The sequence below is a fragment of the Litchfieldia alkalitelluris genome, from assembly GCF_002019645.1.
Classification (GTDB): domain Bacteria; phylum Bacillota; class Bacilli; order Bacillales; family Bacillaceae_L; genus Litchfieldia; species Litchfieldia alkalitelluris.
Map to the genome: position 1 here is coordinate 1,481,345 of NZ_KV917374.1, position 21,894 is coordinate 1,503,238.

A 21,894-nucleotide genomic window follows, 5' to 3' on the forward strand; every position below is an offset into this window, starting at 1 on the left:
CTATTTCCCGATCATTTTTGAAATCGTAGCGGGATCAATCTTTTTCTTTTTCTTTACGAGTAAGTCCACAATCATGTCTTCCTTACTCTTTGGAACGTTTTTTCCTGCTAGTTTAGAAACCCGTTTGACAAGTTTGCGAACAGTTTTTTCATCTTGTAAATTAGAGTTCTGTAATGAATTAGCTAACTTCATAACATCATCCATCCTAACTCCTGTCTTCTTTTCAATTCCTTTTGAAAAATCACTCATTATTAAAATCCCTCCCTGTTTTGATTTAAGCTATTTCCTAATTTTTATTGCTTTTAAACCGCTAGAGTATACCACTATAAATTCTCTTTTGATCAGAGATCCTAACTCTTATCTAAGAGAAACAGTTATTTATTTCAACTCTATAAATTTGTTCTATAGCAACAATCTTTAGAAATAGTCTTGATATATCATATGAACATAGAAGAAGATTGGTATAAACAAAACATAAATAGTAGAAATTACTATAAGGTTCTTATATATCAGAAACTATGGGAACCAAGTTAAATGAAGAGTCCACTCTCATTTTTAACAGAGAGTAATGAAAATAGGAGAGTATTATAAATCGTCTAATGTGTAAAGGTAAGATTCATAGAGGTTGGAATAGAGTTTGGAGTAGATGGAAATGAAGGGGAACCAAGTAATTGGTAAAGTAAGTATTGGTAGTGTAGGGATGGAATCTAAATAGAGAGATATTCGGCAAGTGAATATTGAGAGACTAGGTTTGGGTATGGTTTTTATGGGTATTTAAGAATACGGTACTATCCAAGTGCATTCTTTATTCAGGGTTATATGGCCTAACATTAGTCTCATTCTTGTGTTGATAAAAGAAGAAGGGAAGAGAATTTTTCAAAAAAGAACCATATATCTAATAAGGTTCTTTTTTAAAGGATTTAAAGAGCAAAGGCTTTACATTCTTGTGCACAGTGTAAGCAAGTCTGGGCACAGTTTTGTGAGTGTGGGTCAGGAAATTGTGCACAGGTGCTTCCACAAAGTTCACAAACATATGAACAATATTGAGCTAGTGATTTAGATAACTGTGTACCTCTAGCTAAATATTTACTCATTAATGTGCAAATATCTGCACAGTCTCTAAGTAACTGGATTTGTTGTCTTCTCATAAAAGCATCCTCATGATTAACTAACATACTAATCATGTGTTCACAAGTAGCTTCACAGTGTTGAACAGTTTTTAACAGATGCTCATAAGGCACTTGTGAATGAAGATGTGGTGTTGTTCCATAAGTGTGTGACATAGGTATCCTCCTTATTTTTAAATCCATTTATCCTATGCAGAGGTAATTGTCCTAGGAACTAGGCGTTTTCCTAATTATTATTTAAAGTACATTATCTAAATGGACAGTTATCTGTATCAAGTTTAAGTGTTATTACATATGGTATAGAGAATCCAGTTAATGGAGGTGTTTTTATGAGTGGTTCAGTAGCAACAGGTGGATATGGTGCAGGTTTTGCACTAATTGTCGTGTTATTTATCCTATTAATTATTGTAGGAACTGCTTATGTAGGTTACTAATTGATAAGGTAAGTATAAAGGTGCTTCGCAAATGCGAGGCGCTTTTTCTAGGGAAAATATACATAGAAGATTATAATGTAAAAAAATTATGTATAATTGGATTTTTTCCTACAAGAAAGAATATAGTCATATATAATATAAGTAAAAAAAGCAAATGGAGTGAGGCCCAGATGAAACAGGAAAAGAATTTACTTTTCATATGTCAGCATTGTGGATTGCCTCAAAGTGTAACAGAATATATTGTAAATGATTATTTAATTAACCCAAATGTTAAGGGATATTATTGCAGCAACGAGGATTGCTTGCAGATGAATCTACTCAGTGTAACAGATAAAAGGAAATTAATAGAGTTGGTCTGTGGAACAGCTAACTAGTAAGTGAATGGAGTGTATTTTTTGAAATTTCTAGGGGCTGTTTTAGCATTTTTTTTAACGGATTTTTTCTTTCATATTATTGATGCCTATGCGGTTGGGCTGAAAGCGGAAAGTCCGGGTGAACGAATTGGTGCAGTTATTTTTGGAATTCTTTTCTTACTCATCTTAATGGCTTTCTTTAAGCGTATATTTAACCCATCCTTTTTTAATGGTTTTACCGTTGCAACTGGATTATTCTTAAGCTTTGATATTGTGGTGTTTCATTGGATATTCCAACTGCACAGAATTACGAATGGTCCTGAAGCCAATTGGTTAGAGCCTATTCTCGTAGTAGCTGGATCCATCCTTGTATGGCAGGGAGTGAGGCAAGAACAAAAAAGGAATATCGGTTCACTCAATACAAATATTGAGAACTCTTCTTAAAGTCCAAAACTAGGATCTAGGTTCCTAGTTATTTTTTTTGCCAATTTTTAATTAAAATGGGGAATTATAAAATTAACTTGAAAAAAAGGAGAGAATAGGATGGAATTTCAAAGCAGAGAAGAGGTTATAAGAGACTTACAAAAACAAATGCCTTCAATTATGGATGAATTCGATGTTGAAGAAATTGGGGTATATGAGGAAGAGGGGGAAGGCAATCACTATTATATGGGCTATACCGTTAGAAAAAATGGACATGTTTATATGATTAATACCCCTTATGTGAAAAACGACAAAAAAGAACTAACCCAAGCTGAAGAAACATGGACCATTCAAGAGGAAGAAGGAGAATCAAAAGGATATCGCTCTTTAAATGAAGTATTTCAAAAAATAAATGAAAAAACTCTACATTAAAAGTGTCACCACTCGGATTTTGTCGAATTTAAGGATACATTTATAAACAATTTTTTTAATATTAAATGGGGAGGAACTCAAAAGTGAAAAAACAAGAAAAGCAATATTTTACCTCTTCTGTCGTTGATCTAAAGGATGAAGGGGAGTTAGATGTATCAGATAAGCGTGGGATTATCGAATTCTCCGAAGAATTATCAGATGGTGGAGAACGTGTTGAATTTATTGAGGAACAGTTGGAGGAAGAAGAGTGAAGGTGCCTGGTGTCACCTCGCGAAATTTTTGTCTAAGAGGCTCCTTTGTGGGGGAGAAGATGGGATCTAACAAAGGAAATGTACAGGTAAAAGCATATAATTTAAACAACCCTATTAGCACCTGGAATAGTAAAAAAGCTCGGAATTTTACCGAGCTTTTTTACTTATAACATAGCATTCATTCGTTAGATAAGTGATTTCTCATTTATGGTCCCACCCGGCCATCAAAAAACGCAAACCCTCGGATCCCGATGAAGGAATTAGCAGCATGGGCTGATAAAATAAGGGGATAAACTTCCTTTAATTAGGGAATGGGACTGAAAATAGTTAATATAGAGGTAAAAATTCCCGTTATTTACTTGAAAAACATGAAAATAGGATGATTGGCTTTGCTTAAAGGAAAAACTTCCCCTTAATTACACCTAACCAAGTTATATTCTGCAGTATAAAGGGAAATATCCCTTTATTTTAAGTATCTATGATCACTCGATTAATATTAAAACTTCCTATGCTTTACATATACTTTATCAGGAAATTTAGTGAAGTAATTTGACACTGATTAGAAATTATTATGCATCGGACAAACTGGCTAGCAAAAACCTGATAATTTAAGGTTAAATTCCATTAAATCAAGACTTAAAAGTAATGAAAAGGTCAAAATAGCTATGCTACTAGTCTGCTAATTCATTTTTGAGCTTATTGAATTGTTTCTCCCCGTCAACGGCCCCGTTAGTAAAAGCCTGGTATTTATATTTCATTCGGGTTTAAGCAGGAGAATCAACTTCTAAATCAGCGATGCGTTTTTCGTAGTATTGAGCATCTTTGCGTGCATTAAAACGCTCTGCCTTTTCAATGGTAACAGTAATGTTATAGTCCGGAGTTCCCGCAAATTTATCATATCTTCCCTTTGGCAATAGGAAGTTTCCTTCAGGGAAGTGAACACCTAAATTCCCTTTAGCGATATTTGCAAATTTAGCTTTTCCTTGGAAAACCCCATAGCCATTATAAACAACTACACCTTCACCTTCAGCAATACTTAACTTATGAGCATCATCTTTACTAATGAGCACATCATAGCGCTCAGAATTGTTAAATGGATCCTTGTCTTTATAGACCATTGAGTTAAATTGCTTCCCACGACGAGTAGTAAGAACAAATTGGCCTTCTTTTTTGTGTAAGTCTGGAATATCAACAGAAATTAAGTTGCCTTTTCCGTCCGGAGTTGGGCATACTCCATCTTCACATAACCAAGCACCACCCCACTGGAATACATCACCTTGTTTCTTTAAGTGTTGAATTCCCTCATAATCAGTGTTAGTAATGGCAATTTCATCACGAATTTCTTGGCCTGATTTAAAATTAATTAAATGGGCTTTGTCAGGATTAACACGTTTCGCGAGATCGACATAAATTTTCCATTCTGAGCGGGCTTCCTCAATATGGTTTTTGTTTCCATCAAGTTGAGGAGAGAAATAAACCATACGTTCTGTTGATGTCGAGGTACCGCCGCCATCCTGCTCATAACGAGTCTTTGCAGGTAATACGATAACCGCCTCTTTTGCATCAAGTAATGTTGACGTATTTAATATAATATCTTGATGAACACGAATCTCTAGTTCAGATAATGCTTTTTCAATAAAATCCGGGTCTGGCATTGTTTCTAAGAAATTACCTCCAGACATGTAATAGAGCTTAATTTTGCGTTCATGATCCTCAGGAAGGACAATGTTCTCAAGCGTAACTCCAACAATGTCTCCTTGCCATCTATCTATATCAAAACCCCAGATCTTTTCCATCCGTTTAATATTCTTCTCATCAAAGCCACCACCTGGTAAAACAAATGGATCAGCCCCCATTTCCCCAGCACCTTGTACAGAAGAGTGACCACGGAATGGCATTAAACCACTGTTTCTTCGACCTAGATGTCCACGTAGTAATGCTAGATTAGCAACTTGAGAGATATTGTCTGTTGCAAAAGTATGCATTGTTAACCCTAATGCCCAAATATAAACTGCGTTTTTGCTTTTTGCTAAAAGCTCTGATAATTCGATAATTCTTTCTTTTGTAATTCCTGAAGATTTTATAATAGAATTCCAGGATTGTTTTTGCACATGACCTTTTAATTCTTTATAATGATTCACATGTTCTTGAACGAACTCATGATTAATTGCGGAGCCGTATTTGTTTTTTTCCATATCAAACCAGTGCTTGATGATACCGTGCATGAAAGCAATATCTCCACCAATATTTACTTGATAGAAATCATCTGCCACTTTTGTTCCAAATAAAGCAGACTCTGCATTAGAAGGAATCCAATATTGATCCATTGCTGGTTCTTTGTAAGGATTCACAACAATGATTTTAGCACCGCGTTTCTTTGCTTCAAGCATGTATTTTGTTGAAACAGGAGAAGCATTTGACGCTACACTACCAAAGAATAATAGAACATCTGCACCAAACCAATCTTGATAATTTGAAGTAGAGGCACCAACACCAATAGAACGCTTCAGAGCAGTTTTACTTGGAGCGTGGCAAATACGTGAAGCATTGTCAATATTGTTAGCTCCTAGAAAACGTGATACCTTAGCAGCTACATAATAAGATTCATTTGTAATACCTCTAGAAGTAAGGTAGAACGCATAGTTTCTTGGATTTAACTTCTTCATTTTATCAGCAATCATTGTCATTGCTTCATCCCAAGTTAAACGAGAAAATGTTCTTTCACCTTTACGACGGATAAGTGGGTAAGGAATACGACCTAACTTTCTTAGTTCCGTACTGTCATATTTCCTTAATTCATCAATGTCAGAATGTAAGATATCTGCTTTAATGGCAGGAGCTGTATTTAAACGTAACACATTGAATCGTGTAGTACAGGCATGTGGACCTTTAAGAGTTTGGTCATAAAGACCTGAAACGCCTAATGCACATCCATCGCATACACCTTTTGTAAGGATTTTTCCGGCGTATGCAAGGTTATCTCTATTTTCCCATATGATTTTTCCAGTATCGCGGAAGTGTTGCGGCTTTACTTTGCCAAGACCAAATGGAACAGGGCTCACCCAAAATTCAGGACGGATTGCTTTTGTAGCCTTAATTGGTCCTTGATGTTTTGTATCTCCCATGATCTATCAACTCCTAATTTTGTTTGATTTGTAGTCTATTTAAGTTATTAATAATATTTACTATAAAAAAAACCACTGTATACCCATTATTAGAGCGAATACAGTGGTTAAGTCTTTTGCAGGGTCGCTACTAAGTGCCAAACCTAATTATTTTCTTAAGAAAACTTTTGTTCGATGTCTTCATCAAACACGAAGATTGACATCCCAAAATCTTTTTCTATATCAATATCAACAAAAAGTTCTATAAACTTACATTGTAACAATTCCTCCATCTCAACAGGAGGTGTTTTGCGATATAGTTCTTTGACCATTTCAGTTCTAGCGGCTCTTAGCATTTGTTTACCATCTTCACCGGTTGCAATAAATTTTTCAACAGGGGAGAGATTACCTTCCATTTCACATATCGCCCACTTTTTACAAAAAGTGGTTGTAATCTTACTAGGCCCTTTGCCCATATGTTTTTTTCTGAAGGCTCGTACCAAATTGCTAAATTCGGCTTCATATTTATTCATTTCTAAACCCCATTTTCAGATTTTACTTTTAGAGTAGTGTTAGTCATTAGAAATGTCAAATGGTTAACTAGCCTTACGCTCTAGGGCGTTTGCTTCTTGTAGCTTTTTAATATCTACACGAATCACAACTGAGACAAGAAGGGCAACGATAAACATAAATCCGAAAATACTTAGAGTTCCTGAGTAACTATTTGTTGTTTCACGAATCCATGCTGCGATAATCGGACCAGCTAGTCCAGCTGCAGCCCAAGCTGTCAAAATATAACCGTGAATGGCACCAAGTTGTTTTGTTCCAAATAGGTCTCCGATGTAAGCTGGAATTGAAGCAAATCCACCACCATAGCAAGTAAGGATTAAGAAAAGGATTGCTTGAAAAAGGATCGCATGTGTTACATTCGGTAATACAAAGAATGTAACGATTTGAATCGCGAAAAACGCAGTGTATACATTAGGACGACCAATATAATCTGAGATAGAGGCCCAACCAATGCGGCCAAACCCATTAAAAACACCCATTATACCAACCATTGTCGCAGCAGCAGCGGCCGAAAGTCCAGCTATTTCCTGTGCCATTGGAGAGGCGACAGATAAAACTGCAATACCACATGTCACATTAATAAATAACATGACCCATAGATACCAGAAACGTCTTGATTTAACTGCTTCATTAGCAGTTAATTGTGAAAGATCAGTGTTAGCCTTTTTAGTATCATTTTGTAGATGAGCCATATATCCAACTGGCGGTCTTTCTAAGTAAAGTGCTGAAGCAATCATAATGACAAAATAAATAATGCCTAATGTGTAAAATGTGTTTGAAATTCCAACTGATCCAATTAACATAGCCATAATTGGACTAGCAATCATTGCTGCAAAGCCAAAGCCCATAATGGCAAGTCCAGTTGCAAGACCACGGCGATCAGGGAACCATTTTACCAGCGTTGAAACAGGTGTAATATAACCTACCCCAAGTCCTATTCCCCCAAATACCCCATATGTTAAATAAAGTAAAGGCAAGGACTCAATACTTGTCGCAAATCCAGATCCGATAAGGCCTAAACCAAAGAACGTTGCAGAAACAATACCAGACTTTCTTGGACCATGTTTTTCAACAAAATGTCCCATAAAAGCAGCTGATAATCCTAAGAAAAGAATAGCGATACTAAACGTAAAAGATACAGATTTTAATTCCCAACCAAACTTCTCAATAAGTGGGTTTGTAAATACGCTCCAGGCATAAACAGAACCAATAGAAATATGAATTCCTACAGCTGCTAAGGCGATTAACCAGCGATTTTTTGTTTTGTTCATTTTCTTTCTCCCCTTAAATTAGATAGCACAAATTTGAAATGCAAAAACGCCGCAGTCTTCTATAAAAATAGTAAATAAACTATCAATATAGAAAACGCGACGATTAGTCCAAGCAGGTTACGCTACTTTTATCCAATAGTAATCGCTTTCAAGTTTGCAACATGTAAGGTTGTAGACAGGGTCGCTATCACAATTCTTAAATGTTACAAAAATATGAACGTAACTTAATATTACCCTTTCTTCACAAAAGTTTCAATAAAATTTATTGACTTTTGTAAGAAATGAAAGTAATGAAAATTTATCCTTGTCACTTTTATAAAGTTGTGTTTAGATGTTGAGTTAAGAAATCTGTCAGTTTTAGAACTGAGGTGGGATTATTATGGTAAATAAATTAAGCTTAAAACAAAAAATAGTAAAGTATACAAATGGAATACTATTAGAAACAGAGGACGAGATCGTCACTGAATTTCCACTAACAGTCTATATAAATGGTGAGGAATTCGCTACAATGGTATGCAGTCCAACTCATTTTGAAGAGATGGTTATTGGTTTCTTAGCATCAGAGGGTGTTATTCGGTTTAAGGATGAAATAAAAGAACTTCAAATAGATGAAGACCGTGGCTTTGCATACGTAGAATTATATACAGTTACAGTGAAAAATCAGCAATATTTTTCTAAAAGATTTATTGGTTCCTGCTGTGGGAAAAGTAGGCAATTTTATTTTCAAAATGATGTTCAAACGGCGAAAACATCGATGTCAAAAAAAATAATAAAAGCAGAACACTGTATACGTTTAATGAATGACATGCAGGAAGCTAGTTATGTTTTTAGAAATACAGGAGGCGTGCATAATGCTGCCCTTGCAACTGAGGAAGAACTTGTGGTATGTCGATCTGACATAGGTAGACATAATGCAATTGATAAGCTATATGGCTATTGTCTGCTTAATAGTATACCTGTTCGGGATAAGATTCTTGTCTTTAGTGGTCGAATTTCCTCGGAAATATTGACGAAAGCTGCTAAAATTGGGGTGGGAATTATTTTGTCCAAGTCAGCTCCAACAGACTTAGCGATAAAATTAGCAGATGATTTAAATATAACCGCTGTTGGATTTATAAGAGGTTCAACGTTTAATGTCTATTCACATCCAGAACGAATTACGAAATAGGAGGTTGATAAAATGGGCTCATGTAATATCGATCACTCTCTAGAAGATGTATATAAGAAATTAGAATCACAAAAGGAATTTCTATCTTTTAAAAGCCTTGAAAAATGTAAACGAATACTTTCTGGAAATCCTAGCCAAGCTCTTTTGAATGAAATTTTTCATATGTTAAAAAAGTATGATCTTGCAACACAAGAAGAACGTGCAAATAGGGATGAGAAAATTGCAGCATTATAAGGTATCTTTTGGTACAAGATTGGAATATTTTTATTCTAGTATTCTATTATATTTTATTCTATCCTAGTAGGATAGGAGTTGATATGGTATGCAATATTACTCAGTAAGGGAAATTGAAAATATTCATAATATGAATACTATCCTAAATTATGCTCGGACTTTATGGTATAGCCTTGCCGAAGGATATGAGATTATTCCAAATTCGTATACCGATTTTTGCTTTGCTATAACCCAATATGAAAAAGTTTTCTTTGAAGATTGGAGTTTAACCTTTAATGGGAATGGCTCATTAATGTTAACTAAGAACATTCCATCAGGAGACATATTAGTAAAAATAGATAGTTTTGGGAAAGAAATCTTTATAATTCTCCCTAACATGAAATAGATCTTACAAATCCTTAGCGATTTGTAAGATTTTTTTTTGAAAATGTTGGATAAGTTTAAGTGGGATGGAGAAATTATCATAGTACCAAAAATTCAGCTTATAATAGGAGGAAATTACGAATGATGAATCAGCAATTAGGCGCTCATGAATTAATGGAAATCCATGAGGTGTTATGTGATACAATTGATGGAATTAATCAATTCCAATTATATCTACCTCATTGTCAGGACCAACAGTTACAAAATATATTACAGAATCAAATTAATTTTATGATGAACGAGTATAACGCTATGGTGGGTATGTTAGGGAATAAGACTAGTGGGGCAAATCTTGGCTCGATTAATACTAGATCAAACTTCAGCCCTACATATGGTTTAGATAATCCATCTTCAAATCAGCCGAATACATCAATGACACAAATGGATGATCGTGATGTTGCATCTGGAATGCTAGGATGTGCAAAGTCTTCCGCTGTACTTCGTATGCATGCGTCATTGGAATGTGCAGACCCTGAAATCCGTAATTCAATGATTCAAGGTTCTAAAAATTGCGCTGATCAAGCTTATGAAACTTGGCAGTACATGAACAGTAAAGGATATTATCAAGTACCGACACTTAAAGATACAACAGCTCAAACATTTGCAGGGATGTATCAGCCAGCTTCAGGTATGATGAATCAAAACCAAATGAACATGAACCAAGACTATCCGGTTCAAATTCAACAACAACAAATGAACCCAAATCAAATGAATCAAAACTTTTAATGTAACCCAATATTAGACTGAGAAGAGATGGTTTCTGATGATATCATCTCTTTTTATTATCTTCTCGTTTTACATTTTAATGAAACTTTTCACAAATTCATCCGTCTTAATGGATATGGGGAATTGAGATTTCATAAATTTGAACTCATTATGGGACATTAAATTTCTATAACAAGCCAACATGTATTTATTTAATTTAAATGGAGAGTGGACAATGGTTAGTATTGAGACTGAAAGACTTATGTTAAGACAGATGCACATAAATGATATCGGTAATCTAATGAAAATATTTTCAGATCCTATAGCCATGCAATATTATACTTCTACAAAAACAAGGGAAGATGCCGAAAAGTGGATTAGCTGGAATTTATCAAACTATGAAAAAATTGGTGTAGGGCTCTGGATTTGTGAGCTAAAAGACGATAACACATTTGTCGGTCAATGTGGAATTATTCCACAGGTAGTTGATGGTGAAAATGAGCTGGAAATCGGCTATTTGTTTACCCGAGAGTATTGGGGAAAGGGCTATGCAACCGAGGCAGCAATAGCTTCAAAAAATTATGGATTTGAAAAGTTAAGAGCTAAACGCCTTATATCGATGATCAGACATAATATTCCTTCAGTTAGAGTAGCTGAACGAATAGGAATGGTCTTTGAGAAGGAAACACTCATAAAAAATAGAAAAACATACATATATGCGGTTAATAGATAAGTAGAGAGTTGAAAATAACTGATATAAAATACTCTATTATTGTCTAGCAAATGCCCTTACAGTGTGAATAATATTTTTGCGAATGAGTAAAAAAGGAAGGCCGATATTATGAATACTAAGAGATGTTTACTTAATGTATTAGATAAGAAAAATTATGAAGATATAAGAAATTTATATACAAATACAGAGGTTCGTAAATATCTAGGTGGAACAAGAGATGATAATACAATTAAAGATCACTTCTTAAACATACTTCAATCGAAGGCGGATTCATACTATTGGGCGGTAAATGAAAAAGCAATGAAAGAATTTATAGGCCTTGTTTCACTTAATCCGCACCATAACGGTGAATCAGTAGAGATCTCGTATCAATTCTTACCAAAGTGGTGGGGAAAAGGATACGGAAAAGAAGTAGTTAATAAGATTATTGAATTCGCATTTGAAAAACTTAATTTATCAGAGCTCGTTGCTGAAACACAAGCTGCTAACGTGGCATCTCGCAAGCTTTTAGAATCGGTTGGAATGAAGCCACACCAAACTGTTAAAAGATTTGGAGCAGAACAGGTGATTTATATCATTTATAAAAATTAATGTACCTTTTTACCCCTAGGTATTTATCAGGGTGGACCTTTGTATTAATGAGTATTAACACCATGGAGAATCAAAAGTGTACTTACTAAGTGTTGAATGAGCGGAGAGCCACTTGACTCCTTGCGGGATCCAGTGGTCTCGTGAGACCCCGCAGGAGCCCGCCCCTGGAGACGAGGAGGCTCGCTCGCGGAACATCCGCGGTATCCGCGAGTGGATCGACGCTCATGGAACTCCAATACCTAGGTTATTTAGACTTTTCCACCTAAGTCATGCAAAGCATAAAATTCCACAAAAAAAGGAGCCAATTGGCTCCACTCCCTAAGCTCTAGCAACAGTTCCCAGTATTACCTAACAAAGATAGCCCCGTCTTATCCCCACTAATATCTAGTACAAGATCATCTGTATTTGGCTTTATCTTTGGGTCAATTGCAACAACAATTTCATTAATTGTCTCGATTACATCGTCTGCTTCCGGCTCATCCAGAGCCAGTCCAATTTTTGGTGTTCCTCAGCCATATCCTGCAAAATAGAAACGAATATTTTTAGCATTCTGTTCACGAAACATTTCTTGTAAAAGACCACGTGCTTCATCTGTAATAATCAATTCATTTTCACTCCTCAATTAATTAATCTATCTTATTGATTTTACCTGTATTAATGAGAAATTTTCAATTAGATTGCTCTAATAAGATTAAATAATTACAATCGGTCTCATAATTGCAAAATATTCTTAGGTGAATATGAATCCAATGATAATTATTATCAATACTATAGTTATACAAATCCGTGAAAATAGACAACCTCTGTAACGGAAGCCTTTTATCAACATTATAAATCTTCAGGTTGAAGGTCTAGCAATCAGTCTCAGACCTATCAGAAGTAGATTAATAATGACAATTGTTTACTTAACATATACTTCCTTTGTCGTCATGCCCCTCCTATTGTAATATTATCTCCTACTCATACCACTTTAGATACTATCCAAAACTGCCATATGTTATCAGAATGAGAATATTTATCAATTATAGTTGACATAGATAATCATTCTCAATTAGTATAAAGGTAATAATAAACTAGATAGTTGAGGAGGCTTCTCTATGAAATCCCTATTAGTGGTTGGTGCTGATCATCTCGGAAATATAACGGAAAAATTAATTAATTCTGGCTTTCAAGAAATCATTCACTTGGACGGCCGTAAAGTAAATATGGTTAAAAGAGAAATTCCGGAAAATATAGACATCATTTTTGTAATGACAGATTATATAAATCACAATTTAGCCAAAGTGATTAAACAAAGAGCAAAAGAACAAGCTAAGCCGATTTATTTTGTTAAAAGATCTTGGAGTTCCATTCACAAAGTAGTAAGTACACTCGAAATAGCAACCGTATAAGTTTGAGTGAGAATGGTTTTCGATTGGAGGGAGATTATGAGTGCTATAGATGATGTACAATTATATTCAAACTTTAGTAAATACGATAAAAGCTGGCATCTTAACGTATATACCAAAATTACATACATAATAAAGGAATATTATCAATACGAAATAACTAAGAGGTCACCAAGTTTAATCTTAAAATTAATTGATAAGCATTGGAGTAGTGAAGATATAACTCTATTTGAAACTAAGTTCCAATATTACCTAGTACTATGCAGTGTTAGTGATAATTTAATTACCTTTTTAACAGATCATTTTAGAGGATATAAGTTTGAAAACTTTATCATCTTTATTGAAGAATTATACTCCTGTTTGCATCGGGCAGATCATCAGATATGAGTTTGATCATTCTTTTTTTAATATGCTAGTAATATATCCTTTTTTTTACAATATTCATGTAGTATGAATATAGCGTAAGGGGGTAAGGATGTACGAATATCATATTGTTTCTTCTGATGCTGGTTTTAATATCACTTGCCTGTACTATGGAAATAACAAAGAGAATATGGTTACAAGAGATCAAATTTTAGGTTTTGGTGATTATTTTATGATTGGACATGGTTTTAAGTATATAAAAAAAGCTGGTTGGTTTATAGAAATCATTATTAACAAGATGAAAACAGAGTATGTGTCTCTTGATTCAATAGAAAAAGCGGTCTTTTTAGGTGCCGTCAAATCAATGGTTGAATTAGAATTTGAGTTAAGCATCTTGCGACATCAGCTTGATAAGGTACTAAAAACAAGAAATATTGAAGAATTTTTTGTGATTGCACCCAAGTATGTTGGTGCGAATCTTTTAATGAAAACATATGTTACTAATAGCTGAAATGTTATATCAGAAAAATGCCGCCTTAATTATCGGTCTAAAAGGTGGCTTTTTTTTTTGTGCGTTTCGGTATTTTAAAACATAATAGTTTATATTAGTAATACTACTGCATCATATTTTTTTAGACTAAATAGGAGAACTTTAAAGGTATTAATTGTTTATTGCCGAACTTTTAAATAATGATTTCAAGCATTTTGTGATAGAATGCGAATGCGAGATAAAATCTTACAACAATACATTAAGGTGGTGTAGTATTGTGAATCAAGACTGGCAAATAGCTACAGATTCCTTATCACAAATAAAAATTTCTTCCAACCCAAATAATGAACCCGTATCAATTAGTGGAAATGCTGAAAAGTTAAGGTGTATTGGGGTTGGAACAGATGCTGCTGTTTTTCAACATAATGATCTTCCGGCATACGCATTTAAAATTTATGCAAACGATAAAAGCGGTAAAATTAAAATAGAGGCCGAAGTTTACAATATCTTAGGATCTTCACCTTATTTTTCAACATGTTATGCGTCGAATGACCATTTTTTAGTCTTAAGTTATGAAGAAGGAATAACGCTTTTTGACTGCATCCTTCAGGGAATACATATTTCAGAGCAGGTAGTTGAGGATGTGGAAAAGGCGAGAGCATATGTGCGTGAGCAGGGGCTTAATCCTCGTGATATTCATCTGAAAAATATTTTACTTCAAAATGGAAGAGCTAAAATTCTCGATGTTTCTGAATATATCAAGCCAGGAAATGATTATCGTTGGGAGCATTTGAAAAAGGGATATGAGGAATATTATCACCTTATAGATGGGAAATCTGTTCCATTTTGGTTAGTAGAAACTGTCCGGAAATGGTATAACCAGTGGAACAAGTATTCTTCTTCATTTGAGGAGTTTATGAATAACGTAATGAAAAATACACCGTTTAGACGTTAGTTTTTTTTGAATTAACATGATCAAATTAGGTAATTAGCCTTAATAGAAAACAAAGACATTCTTTTTTTGTGATGAAGTCAAGAAAGCAGTTAGAAAAAGGGGTATAAAACATGGGTACTTTTATTATCTGGGTATTGCTTTTGGTTGTCGGAGGTGTAGGTGGTGTAGCTCTTTGTAGCATATTTGCAGGAAATGAAATGATTACTGGTTATGCAATCATGTTAGGGATGTGTGTCGTGTTATTAAGTGCGATTTTTTTTCAGTTAAATTTAATGCATAGAGATAAGAATTAAGGTTAATTATGTAATTGCAAAAATAGTTCATAAGTAATTTAGAGTAAAGCCAATGCAATACAAATAGTAAATTTACATATGCTTGTGGTGGATGGAGTACATTCTCTCTAGGAAGGTGAGCAGAGTGAAACAGAGGATTTACATTACTAGAAAAATATCGAATGAAATTGTTGAATGGTTAAAACAATTTGTTGATGTGAAGATGTGGATGGAAGAAGAAACACCGGTTCCCCGTGCAATTTTACAAAAAGAAATAAGGGAAGTTGATGGACTTTATTGTTTATTAACTGAGCAGGTTGATCGAGAGTTAATCAATCAAGCAAATAATCTGAAAGTGATCAGTAATATGGCTGTTGGCTATAACAATATTGATATCGAATATGCAGCTAAAAAGGGAATTGCTGTTACAAATACACCTGGGGTTCTGACTGAAACAACGGCTGATTTAACTTTTTCCCTTTTAATGGCGACAGCGCGAAGGTTAGGTGAGGCGGAACAATTTCTACGAGAAGGTAAGTGGACAACCTGGTCACCCATGTTATTAACAGGGCAAGATATTTATGGAACAACACTCGGAATCATTGGCTTAGGTAGGATCGGGGAAGCAGTTGCAAGACGAGCAAAGGGCTTTGGTATGAAAATTATTTATTATAATCGAAATAGGAAGCCTAATGTTGAAAGAGAATTAAATCTGACTTATTATCCTTTTGAGGAATTGCTGAAAACCGCTGACTATATTTGTATACTAACTCCTTTTACAGATGAAACCAAAAATTTAATTGATGAACGAGAGTTTAAATTGATGAAGCCAAATACGATATTAATTAATACATCTCGTGGTGGCATTGTGAATGAAGAGGCCCTATATAAGGCTCTATCCAAGAACCAAATTTGGGGTGCGGGATTAGATGTATTTGATGAGGAGCCAATCTCAGCTGACCACCCACTGTTAAGTCTAAAAAATGTGGTAGTAACACCGCATATAGGAAGTGCTAGTATTCAAACACGAATGAGAATGGCAAAACTTGCTGCCGAAAACTTAATCTCTGTTTTACAAAAGAAACAATGTAGCTTTATCGTAAATTAACATAATTCACAATGAAAGTATACTGCGTTTGAATGAGTGAAGAACCATCACATTTACTAATGTAATTGGTGATCTAAATGTCGATACTTCATCTGGATCGATTGAGGTTAATAATAAAAGCGCAATGGAAAATATGGAGATCACTGCTTCCAGTGGATGTTGGTGTTACGTTATCAACTGACTGGAAGAAAAGTCAGAGAACCGAATTATTGGAACCATTGGTAATGCAGACTATCAACTAGTGGTTAGAACCTCTTCTGGAGATTTTAAACTAAACTAATAATATATATCAAGACCAAGGAGAGCCTAGGAATATAGGCTCTTTTTAGCTATAATTGTTGATTTCACCCTTGAGTAGACAGTCTTTTATGATATTAATTCATAATATTGTCCAGTAAGGGAAAAATAGGATAAAAACTGGGCACTGGGGGGGAACTAATTGAACCAAGAGCAACTAGAAATGTACAATAAATTAAAAGATTTACAGGGACAAGTCCTCAAGTTATATAAAGAATATTGGCACCTTTATTCAGATATTAGTACATGGCAATTTTGGCTTATTTGTTTACTTTTTTTTCTAGGCCCTTTGGTCACATTATTTTTTCTACTTGATCGTGAAAATAAATTTTTACTTGGTTTTTATGGATTAAATGTACACATTTGGTTTAGTTATATAGATATCTGGGGATCCGGTCAGGGGTTATGGGGTTATCCATATAAGTTTATTCCTTTTCTACCAGGTAATTTATCTCTAGATGCTGCCCTTATCCCAACTTTATTTATGTTAGTTTATCAATGGACGTTAAAGCATAAAAAGAATTATTACTTATATACAATTATATTATCGCTATTCTTATCTTTTATATTTAAACCACTCTTGAATTTACATACCTTATTTTTGCTACATAAAGGAACAAATTATCTTCATTTGCTTTTAGGATATATAGTGGTTTTATTAATGGCTAAAGTGATTACAAATGTATTTATAAAATTGCCTGATATAAAAAGAAAATAGGAAATGTTTACAGCCCTCCCTAGTGATTAGGGCTTTTTTTTTGAAATGAAAAATGAAGTAAATTTATAAAAACGGACTTTGGAATCGTCACCAGTAAAGTCCACAGGTTACTAGACGTAGAGTGTTACGGTTTTTTGAAATAAGTCAATTTTGTGAAATATAAAGGTGAAAAGTTGACTAGTGACACTTTGTCATATATCATAATATCTATAAAGTGACACGATGTCACATTGTTCCTTGGCAGTGTTAGTCCGATGGTTTAAAAAAGGAGAATTTGTTGATGAGCTTACAGACAAATGAAACTGAAAATATGAAAGAATTAAAAACAGAATTGATTAGATTCATGATGGCTTATAAATTTGCTCTAGATGAAGTAAACACTAAAATTGATATTTTGAAGCAAGAATTCAAATTTATCCATGAATACAATCCAATTGAACACGTTAGTTCACGAGTTAAGTCCCCTGAAAGCATTCTAAAAAAGATTCGTCAAAAAGAGCTTATGCTTTCATTACCAATCATAAGAGAAAATATTCGAGATATAGCTGGAATTCGTATCACTTGTTCATTCATTTCAGATATTTATAAGATTAGTGAAATGCTTGAGAAGCAAAAAGATATTAAAGTCGTTCAGTGTAAGGACTATATAAAAACTCCAAAATCTAATGGATATAGAAGCCTACATCTTATTATTGAAATTCCAATTTTTATGTCAGACAGAGTTGAGAATGTTTATGTAGAAATTCAAATTCGAACCATTGCGATGGATTTCTGGGCAAGTCTGGAACATAAAATTTATTATAAATACAACAATGAAATCCCGCAAAAGATGAAGACTGAATTGAAGGAGGCAGCAAATTCAGCTGCTGAATTAGACATAAAGATGGAGAAAATTCATCAGGAAATGAACTTGCTCAAGGAAATGTCTGAACCTGATGATGATAATTTTCAAGAACTATTTATAGACAACATAAAGTTTAATCTTCCTAATAATTTTTTAAATTTAAGCAAGGGTCTAATAAATAATAGCAAATAGGAGGAACATTTTGATGATGATGTTTAATCAGGATATCCCTAATTTTGTTCATAAAGAGTTGGAAAAAATCAATGAGGTTTTATCACCAATTACTAAAAAGGTTGCAAAATATAGATTATGGTCTTTTCCATTAATCTGTATATCCCTAATTAATTTATACTTGATGGTGATGATGCTACCAAGTATTCGAGAAGTTGTGCCAACAATCATTTTATATGCGGTATTGGGAGCTATTGGAATGGCTTTAGGTAAGGAAGCAAAACATTACCAATTACAGTTGCAAACTCAAAGTACAGAATATATCATCAAACGAATCAATGAAAGCGATATTGAATCTGATCAAATAAAAGCAAGGTATACAAGATTAATCAATGACAATCCAAAGAATTCAATGAATTACTTTATTGAATTCTTACAAAAGGAAAATAGTCATAGAAATGGTAGTGGGATAGGAGCGAATTGAATTGCCTAAAATAACCTTTCATAATTTACCTGATGATAAAAAACAAAAATTAATCCAGGCTGTAAAAAAGGAATTTTCGAGGGTACCTGTGTATGAAGCTTCGATCTCAAACATTATAAAAACAGCTAACATCCCACGTGGAAGCTTTTATCAATACTTTGAAGACAAAGAGGATGCTTATTATTATTTGTTGAATGAAATGGTTCTAGAATTAAATAACGTATTTATTGCGCTGTTAACGAAGCACGAAGGCAATTTATTTGAGGCAATGGTTGATTTGTTTAAGTTAATCATTGACGAGGATGAGAATTTTTACCTATTAAAAAATTCCTTTTCAAATATGTCATATAAAGTTGAGGATAAATTTTCAGGAATTTTTAGTGATTATCATAATAGTAATGAAAAAATTGAAAAAATAAGTTTATACATCAATAAAAAGACTCTAAACATTAATGATGACCGTGAAATATTTTTTATGATGCAAATCATTTCTGCAGTAACGCTACGGAATTTTGTAGAGAAATTTGCGAAGGATTTAACAAAAGAAGAAGCAATTAAAAATTATATCATTGAAATGAACATGTTGAAGAATGGTCTTGCTAAGAAACTTGAATAGGAAGGTGTTGGGGGATTATGTATTACTGAATACGTAGTCCTTATTTATTACTATTTATTGGGGTTAAAACCAACTAAAACAAAATAAATAAAAGTAAATAAAGAAAAAACGGGTGATATTATATTTTTTTTCATGTATAATTTAGAAAAAGATAAATTTTGAACACTATGTGAACATATAACTTGGCCTGTAAATAAGGGGAAGTGGGGAGATATTGTGAAAGTATCGTTATTTATTACATGTCTTGCTGATATCTTTTATTCTAACGTTGGAAAAGATACGGTAGAGGTATTAGAAAAGGTTGGTTGCGAGGTTCATTTTCCAGAACAACAAACATGCTGTGGGCAGCCTGCGTATAATAGTGGCTATCATAAGGAAACAAAAGAAGTGGCAAAGCATATGATTCGTACGTTTGAGGATTCAGAATATGTCGTTTCTCCTTCCGGATCTTGTGTTTCGATGCTACAAGAATATACACATTTATTTAAAGATGATGAAGTATGGAAAAAAAGAGCCGAAAATCTTGCAAACAAATCCTATGAACTTACTCAATTTTTAGTAGATGTCTTAAAAGTGGAAAATATTAAAGCTAGTTTAAATGCCAAAGCAACTTATCACAAGTCATGTCACATGACACGTTTACTAGGAGTGAAAGAAGCACCATTAAAGCTTCTTGAAAATGTAGAAGGGTTAGAAATGTCACCGCTTCCAAATAGCCATGATTGTTGTGGTTTTGGTGGAACATTTTCGGTAAAGATGGGGCCAATTTCAGAGCAAATGGTAGATGAAAAAGTACGACATATTGAAGAAACAAATTCTGAGATTTTAATAGGTTCAGATTGTGGTTGTTTAATGAATATTGGAGGGCGTATTAATCGTCAAGGAAAACCAATAAAAATTATGCACATTGCTGAAGTGCTGAATAGTGAGGTGAAATAAAACATGCCAATGAAGATAGGTGATGAAAAGTTCTTTAATCGAGTCGAGAGCGGGATTAATAACGGCTTTATGAGAAATGCAGTAGCCTCTGCTCAAGAACGAATGCAAGGAAGACGATTGACTGCTACAGAAGAACTGGGGAATTGGGAAGAATGGCGAGAATTAGGTGAAGAGATTCGCACACATACACTAGAAAACCTAGATTACTATCTTGAGCAATTAACCGAGAATGTGACTAAGCGTGGTGGCCATGTCTTTTTCGCTGAAACGGCAGAAGAAGCGAATGAATATATCTCAAAGATTGTGAATGATAAAAAAGCGAAAAAGATCGTAAAATCAAAGTCGATGGTCACAGAAGAAATCAACTTAAATGAGGTCCTTGAAAAAGCTGGGTGTGAGGTAATTGAAACCGACTTAGGAGAATACATCCTTCAGTTAGATGATCATGATCCACCATCTCATATTGTTGTACCAGCACTTCATAAGAATAAAGAACAAATTAGAGATACGTTTAAGGAAAAACGAGGATATGATAAGTCTGAAATTCCTGAAGAACTTGCATTATTTGCTCGTGAGCAACTTCGTGGGGAATTTTTGAGCGCAGATATTGGGATAACTGGCTGTAATTTTGCAGTTGCAGATTCAGGGTCAATTAGTTTGGTTACCAATGAAGGAAATGCACGCTTAGCTACAGCCCTTCCTAAAACACAAATCACTGTTATGGGGATGGAGCGAATCGTTCCTACTTGGGAAGAGCTTGATGTGTTAGTTAGCTTGCTTTGTCGTAGTGCTGTTGGGCAGAAGCTTACAAGTTATATTACAGGATTAACTGGGCCAAAAGATGAAGGTGATGTGGATGGACCTGAAGAGTTTCATCTAGTCATTGTCGATAATGGTCGATCCAATATTTTAGGGACTGAATTCCAAAGTGCTCTTCATTGTATCCGTTGTGCTGCATGTATTAATGTCTGTCCGGTGTACCGTCATATTGGTGGACATTCCTATGGATCCATTTACCCTGGCCCAATTGGAGCGGTTCTTACTCCATTACTAGGTGGTTATGAAGACTATAAGGAATTACCGTATGCGTCAACACTTTGTGCAGCTTGTACGGAAGCTTGCCCGGTTAAGATCCCATTACATGAACTATTAATTAAACATCGTCGAAAGATTGTTGAAGATGAAGGTAAAACTAGTTTTGGTGAAAAACTAGCGATGAAGGGATATCAACTAGCTGCAAGCTCTCCTACATTATATAAAGCTGGAACGAAATCAGCGAACACAGTCATGTCACCTTTTACTGAAGATCATTCGATTAAAAAAGGTCCAGGACCAATGAAGCCATGGACCGATGTGCGTGACTTTCCTGCACCTACAAAAGAGAGATTTAGAGATTGGTTTAAATCAAATCGAAAGGGGGAACAGTAATT

At 34.4% G+C, this 21,894-nt stretch carries 28 protein-coding genes; 23 read left to right on the forward strand and 5 right to left on the reverse strand.

Translation table 11 applies throughout. From position 1 onward, the window contains the following. Together BK579_RS06895 and BK579_RS06900 are read right to left on the reverse strand one after the other, a co-directional pair. A complete protein-coding gene (locus BK579_RS06895; protein ID WP_407936243.1) occupies positions 1–249 on the reverse strand; it encodes a stage VI sporulation protein F in 249 nt (82 codons plus the stop codon). A gap of 671 nt (positions 250–920) precedes the next feature. Then, a complete protein-coding gene (locus tag BK579_RS06900) occupies positions 921–1,283 on the reverse strand; it encodes a four-helix bundle copper-binding protein (protein WP_078544492.1) in 363 nt (120 codons plus the stop codon). 173 nt (positions 1,284–1,456) lie between these two features. Here BK579_RS06900 and BK579_RS06905 point away from each other — a divergent pair, with 173 nt between their 5' ends. From BK579_RS06905 to BK579_RS25515, 5 genes are all read left to right on the forward strand, one after another. Beyond that, positions 1,457–1,561: a YjcZ family sporulation protein gene (locus BK579_RS06905; protein WP_078544493.1), complete on the forward strand. Its 105-nt coding sequence runs from the start codon at positions 1,457–1,459 to the stop codon at positions 1,559–1,561. Between the two features lie 170 nt (positions 1,562–1,731). Further along, on the forward strand, positions 1,732–1,935 hold the full coding sequence (locus tag BK579_RS25245; protein ID WP_139365058.1) for a hypothetical protein: 204 nt from the start codon (positions 1,732–1,734) through the stop codon (positions 1,933–1,935). A gap of 21 nt (positions 1,936–1,956) precedes the next feature. After that, positions 1,957–2,358 (forward strand): hypothetical protein, encoded by a 402-nt coding sequence (locus tag BK579_RS06915; RefSeq protein ID WP_078544495.1) that lies wholly within the window; start codon positions 1,957–1,959, stop codon positions 2,356–2,358. A gap of 99 nt (positions 2,359–2,457) precedes the next feature. Further along, on the forward strand, positions 2,458–2,769 hold the full coding sequence (locus tag BK579_RS06920; RefSeq protein WP_078544496.1) for a DUF5634 family protein: 312 nt from the start codon (positions 2,458–2,460) through the stop codon (positions 2,767–2,769). 83 nt (positions 2,770–2,852) lie between these two features. Continuing rightward, positions 2,853–3,020, forward strand: coding sequence for a hypothetical protein (locus BK579_RS25515; protein ID WP_169891084.1), 168 nt, complete (start codon positions 2,853–2,855; stop codon positions 3,018–3,020). Positions 3,021–3,784: 764 nt separating this feature from the next. Here BK579_RS25515 and BK579_RS06925 read toward each other — a convergent pair. From BK579_RS06925 to BK579_RS06935, 3 genes are all read right to left on the reverse strand, one after another. Then, positions 3,785–6,145, reverse strand: coding sequence for an FdhF/YdeP family oxidoreductase (locus tag BK579_RS06925; RefSeq protein WP_078544497.1), 2,361 nt, complete (start codon positions 6,143–6,145; stop codon positions 3,785–3,787). Positions 6,146–6,300: 155 nt separating this feature from the next. Further along, complete coding sequence (locus BK579_RS06930; protein ID WP_078544498.1) at positions 6,301–6,657, reverse strand: Na-translocating system protein MpsC family protein; 357 nt, start codon at positions 6,655–6,657, stop codon at positions 6,301–6,303. A 63-nt stretch (positions 6,658–6,720) separates the two neighbouring features. Further along, positions 6,721–7,965 (reverse strand): L-lactate MFS transporter, encoded by a 1,245-nt coding sequence (locus tag BK579_RS06935; protein ID WP_078544499.1) that lies wholly within the window; start codon positions 7,963–7,965, stop codon positions 6,721–6,723. A 379-nt stretch (positions 7,966–8,344) separates the two neighbouring features. Between BK579_RS06935 and fdhD the strand changes: the two genes are divergently transcribed. From fdhD to BK579_RS07025, 18 genes are all read left to right on the forward strand, one after another. Beyond that, positions 8,345–9,133, forward strand: a complete 789-nt coding sequence (gene fdhD, locus BK579_RS06940; protein ID WP_078544500.1) for a formate dehydrogenase accessory sulfurtransferase FdhD — start codon at positions 8,345–8,347, stop codon at positions 9,131–9,133. A 12-nt stretch (positions 9,134–9,145) separates the two neighbouring features. Beyond that, the gene (locus BK579_RS06945) at positions 9,146–9,367 is read left to right on the forward strand and encodes a group-specific protein (protein ID WP_078544501.1); all 222 of its coding nucleotides are present in this window, start codon (positions 9,146–9,148) and stop codon (positions 9,365–9,367) included. A gap of 88 nt (positions 9,368–9,455) precedes the next feature. Further along, positions 9,456–9,752 carry a hypothetical protein gene (locus BK579_RS06950; protein ID WP_078544502.1) on the forward strand — a complete coding sequence of 99 codons (297 nt, stop codon included), beginning with the start codon at positions 9,456–9,458 and terminating at the stop codon, positions 9,750–9,752. Between the two features lie 119 nt (positions 9,753–9,871). After that, on the forward strand, positions 9,872–10,516 hold the full coding sequence (locus BK579_RS06955; RefSeq protein ID WP_204524690.1) for a spore coat protein: 645 nt from the start codon (positions 9,872–9,874) through the stop codon (positions 10,514–10,516). 214 nt (positions 10,517–10,730) lie between these two features. Further along, positions 10,731–11,228 carry a GNAT family N-acetyltransferase gene (locus BK579_RS06960; protein ID WP_078544503.1) on the forward strand — a complete coding sequence of 166 codons (498 nt, stop codon included), beginning with the start codon at positions 10,731–10,733 and terminating at the stop codon, positions 11,226–11,228. Between the two features lie 108 nt (positions 11,229–11,336). Beyond that, positions 11,337–11,819 (forward strand): GNAT family N-acetyltransferase, encoded by a 483-nt coding sequence (locus tag BK579_RS06965; RefSeq protein ID WP_078544504.1) that lies wholly within the window; start codon positions 11,337–11,339, stop codon positions 11,817–11,819. Between the two features lie 1,097 nt (positions 11,820–12,916). Continuing rightward, a complete protein-coding gene (locus tag BK579_RS06970; RefSeq protein ID WP_078544505.1) occupies positions 12,917–13,210 on the forward strand; it encodes a DUF2325 domain-containing protein in 294 nt (97 codons plus the stop codon). 36 nt (positions 13,211–13,246) lie between these two features. Beyond that, positions 13,247–13,594, forward strand: a complete 348-nt coding sequence (locus BK579_RS06975; RefSeq protein ID WP_078544506.1) for a hypothetical protein — start codon at positions 13,247–13,249, stop codon at positions 13,592–13,594. An 88-nt stretch (positions 13,595–13,682) separates the two neighbouring features. Beyond that, positions 13,683–14,081 (forward strand): hypothetical protein, encoded by a 399-nt coding sequence (locus BK579_RS06980; RefSeq protein WP_078544507.1) that lies wholly within the window; start codon positions 13,683–13,685, stop codon positions 14,079–14,081. Between the two features lie 256 nt (positions 14,082–14,337). Then, the gene (locus BK579_RS06985) at positions 14,338–15,015 is read left to right on the forward strand and encodes a serine/threonine protein kinase (protein ID WP_078544508.1); all 678 of its coding nucleotides are present in this window, start codon (positions 14,338–14,340) and stop codon (positions 15,013–15,015) included. Positions 15,016–15,125: 110 nt separating this feature from the next. Then, positions 15,126–15,308 carry a hypothetical protein gene (locus BK579_RS06990; protein ID WP_078544509.1) on the forward strand — a complete coding sequence of 61 codons (183 nt, stop codon included), beginning with the start codon at positions 15,126–15,128 and terminating at the stop codon, positions 15,306–15,308. Between the two features lie 124 nt (positions 15,309–15,432). After that, positions 15,433–16,395, forward strand: a complete 963-nt coding sequence (locus BK579_RS06995; protein WP_078544510.1) for a 2-hydroxyacid dehydrogenase — start codon at positions 15,433–15,435, stop codon at positions 16,393–16,395. 439 nt (positions 16,396–16,834) lie between these two features. After that, positions 16,835–17,410, forward strand: a complete 576-nt coding sequence (locus BK579_RS07000) for a CBO0543 family protein (protein ID WP_235848362.1) — start codon at positions 16,835–16,837, stop codon at positions 17,408–17,410. 280 nt (positions 17,411–17,690) lie between these two features. Further along, positions 17,691–18,446, forward strand: coding sequence for a GTP pyrophosphokinase (locus BK579_RS07005; protein WP_078544511.1), 756 nt, complete (start codon positions 17,691–17,693; stop codon positions 18,444–18,446). Between the two features lie 13 nt (positions 18,447–18,459). Beyond that, positions 18,460–18,909 carry a DUF5392 family protein gene (locus BK579_RS07010; RefSeq protein WP_078544512.1) on the forward strand — a complete coding sequence of 150 codons (450 nt, stop codon included), beginning with the start codon at positions 18,460–18,462 and terminating at the stop codon, positions 18,907–18,909. A 1-nt stretch (position 18,910) separates the two neighbouring features. Next, positions 18,911–19,525 (forward strand): TetR/AcrR family transcriptional regulator, encoded by a 615-nt coding sequence (locus BK579_RS07015; protein ID WP_078544513.1) that lies wholly within the window; start codon positions 18,911–18,913, stop codon positions 19,523–19,525. A 216-nt stretch (positions 19,526–19,741) separates the two neighbouring features. Next, positions 19,742–20,464 (forward strand): (Fe-S)-binding protein, encoded by a 723-nt coding sequence (locus BK579_RS07020; RefSeq protein WP_078544514.1) that lies wholly within the window; start codon positions 19,742–19,744, stop codon positions 20,462–20,464. Between the two features lie 3 nt (positions 20,465–20,467). Then, positions 20,468–21,892, forward strand: coding sequence for a LutB/LldF family L-lactate oxidation iron-sulfur protein (locus tag BK579_RS07025; protein ID WP_078544515.1), 1,425 nt, complete (start codon positions 20,468–20,470; stop codon positions 21,890–21,892). Positions 21,893–21,894 lie beyond the last annotated feature (2 nt).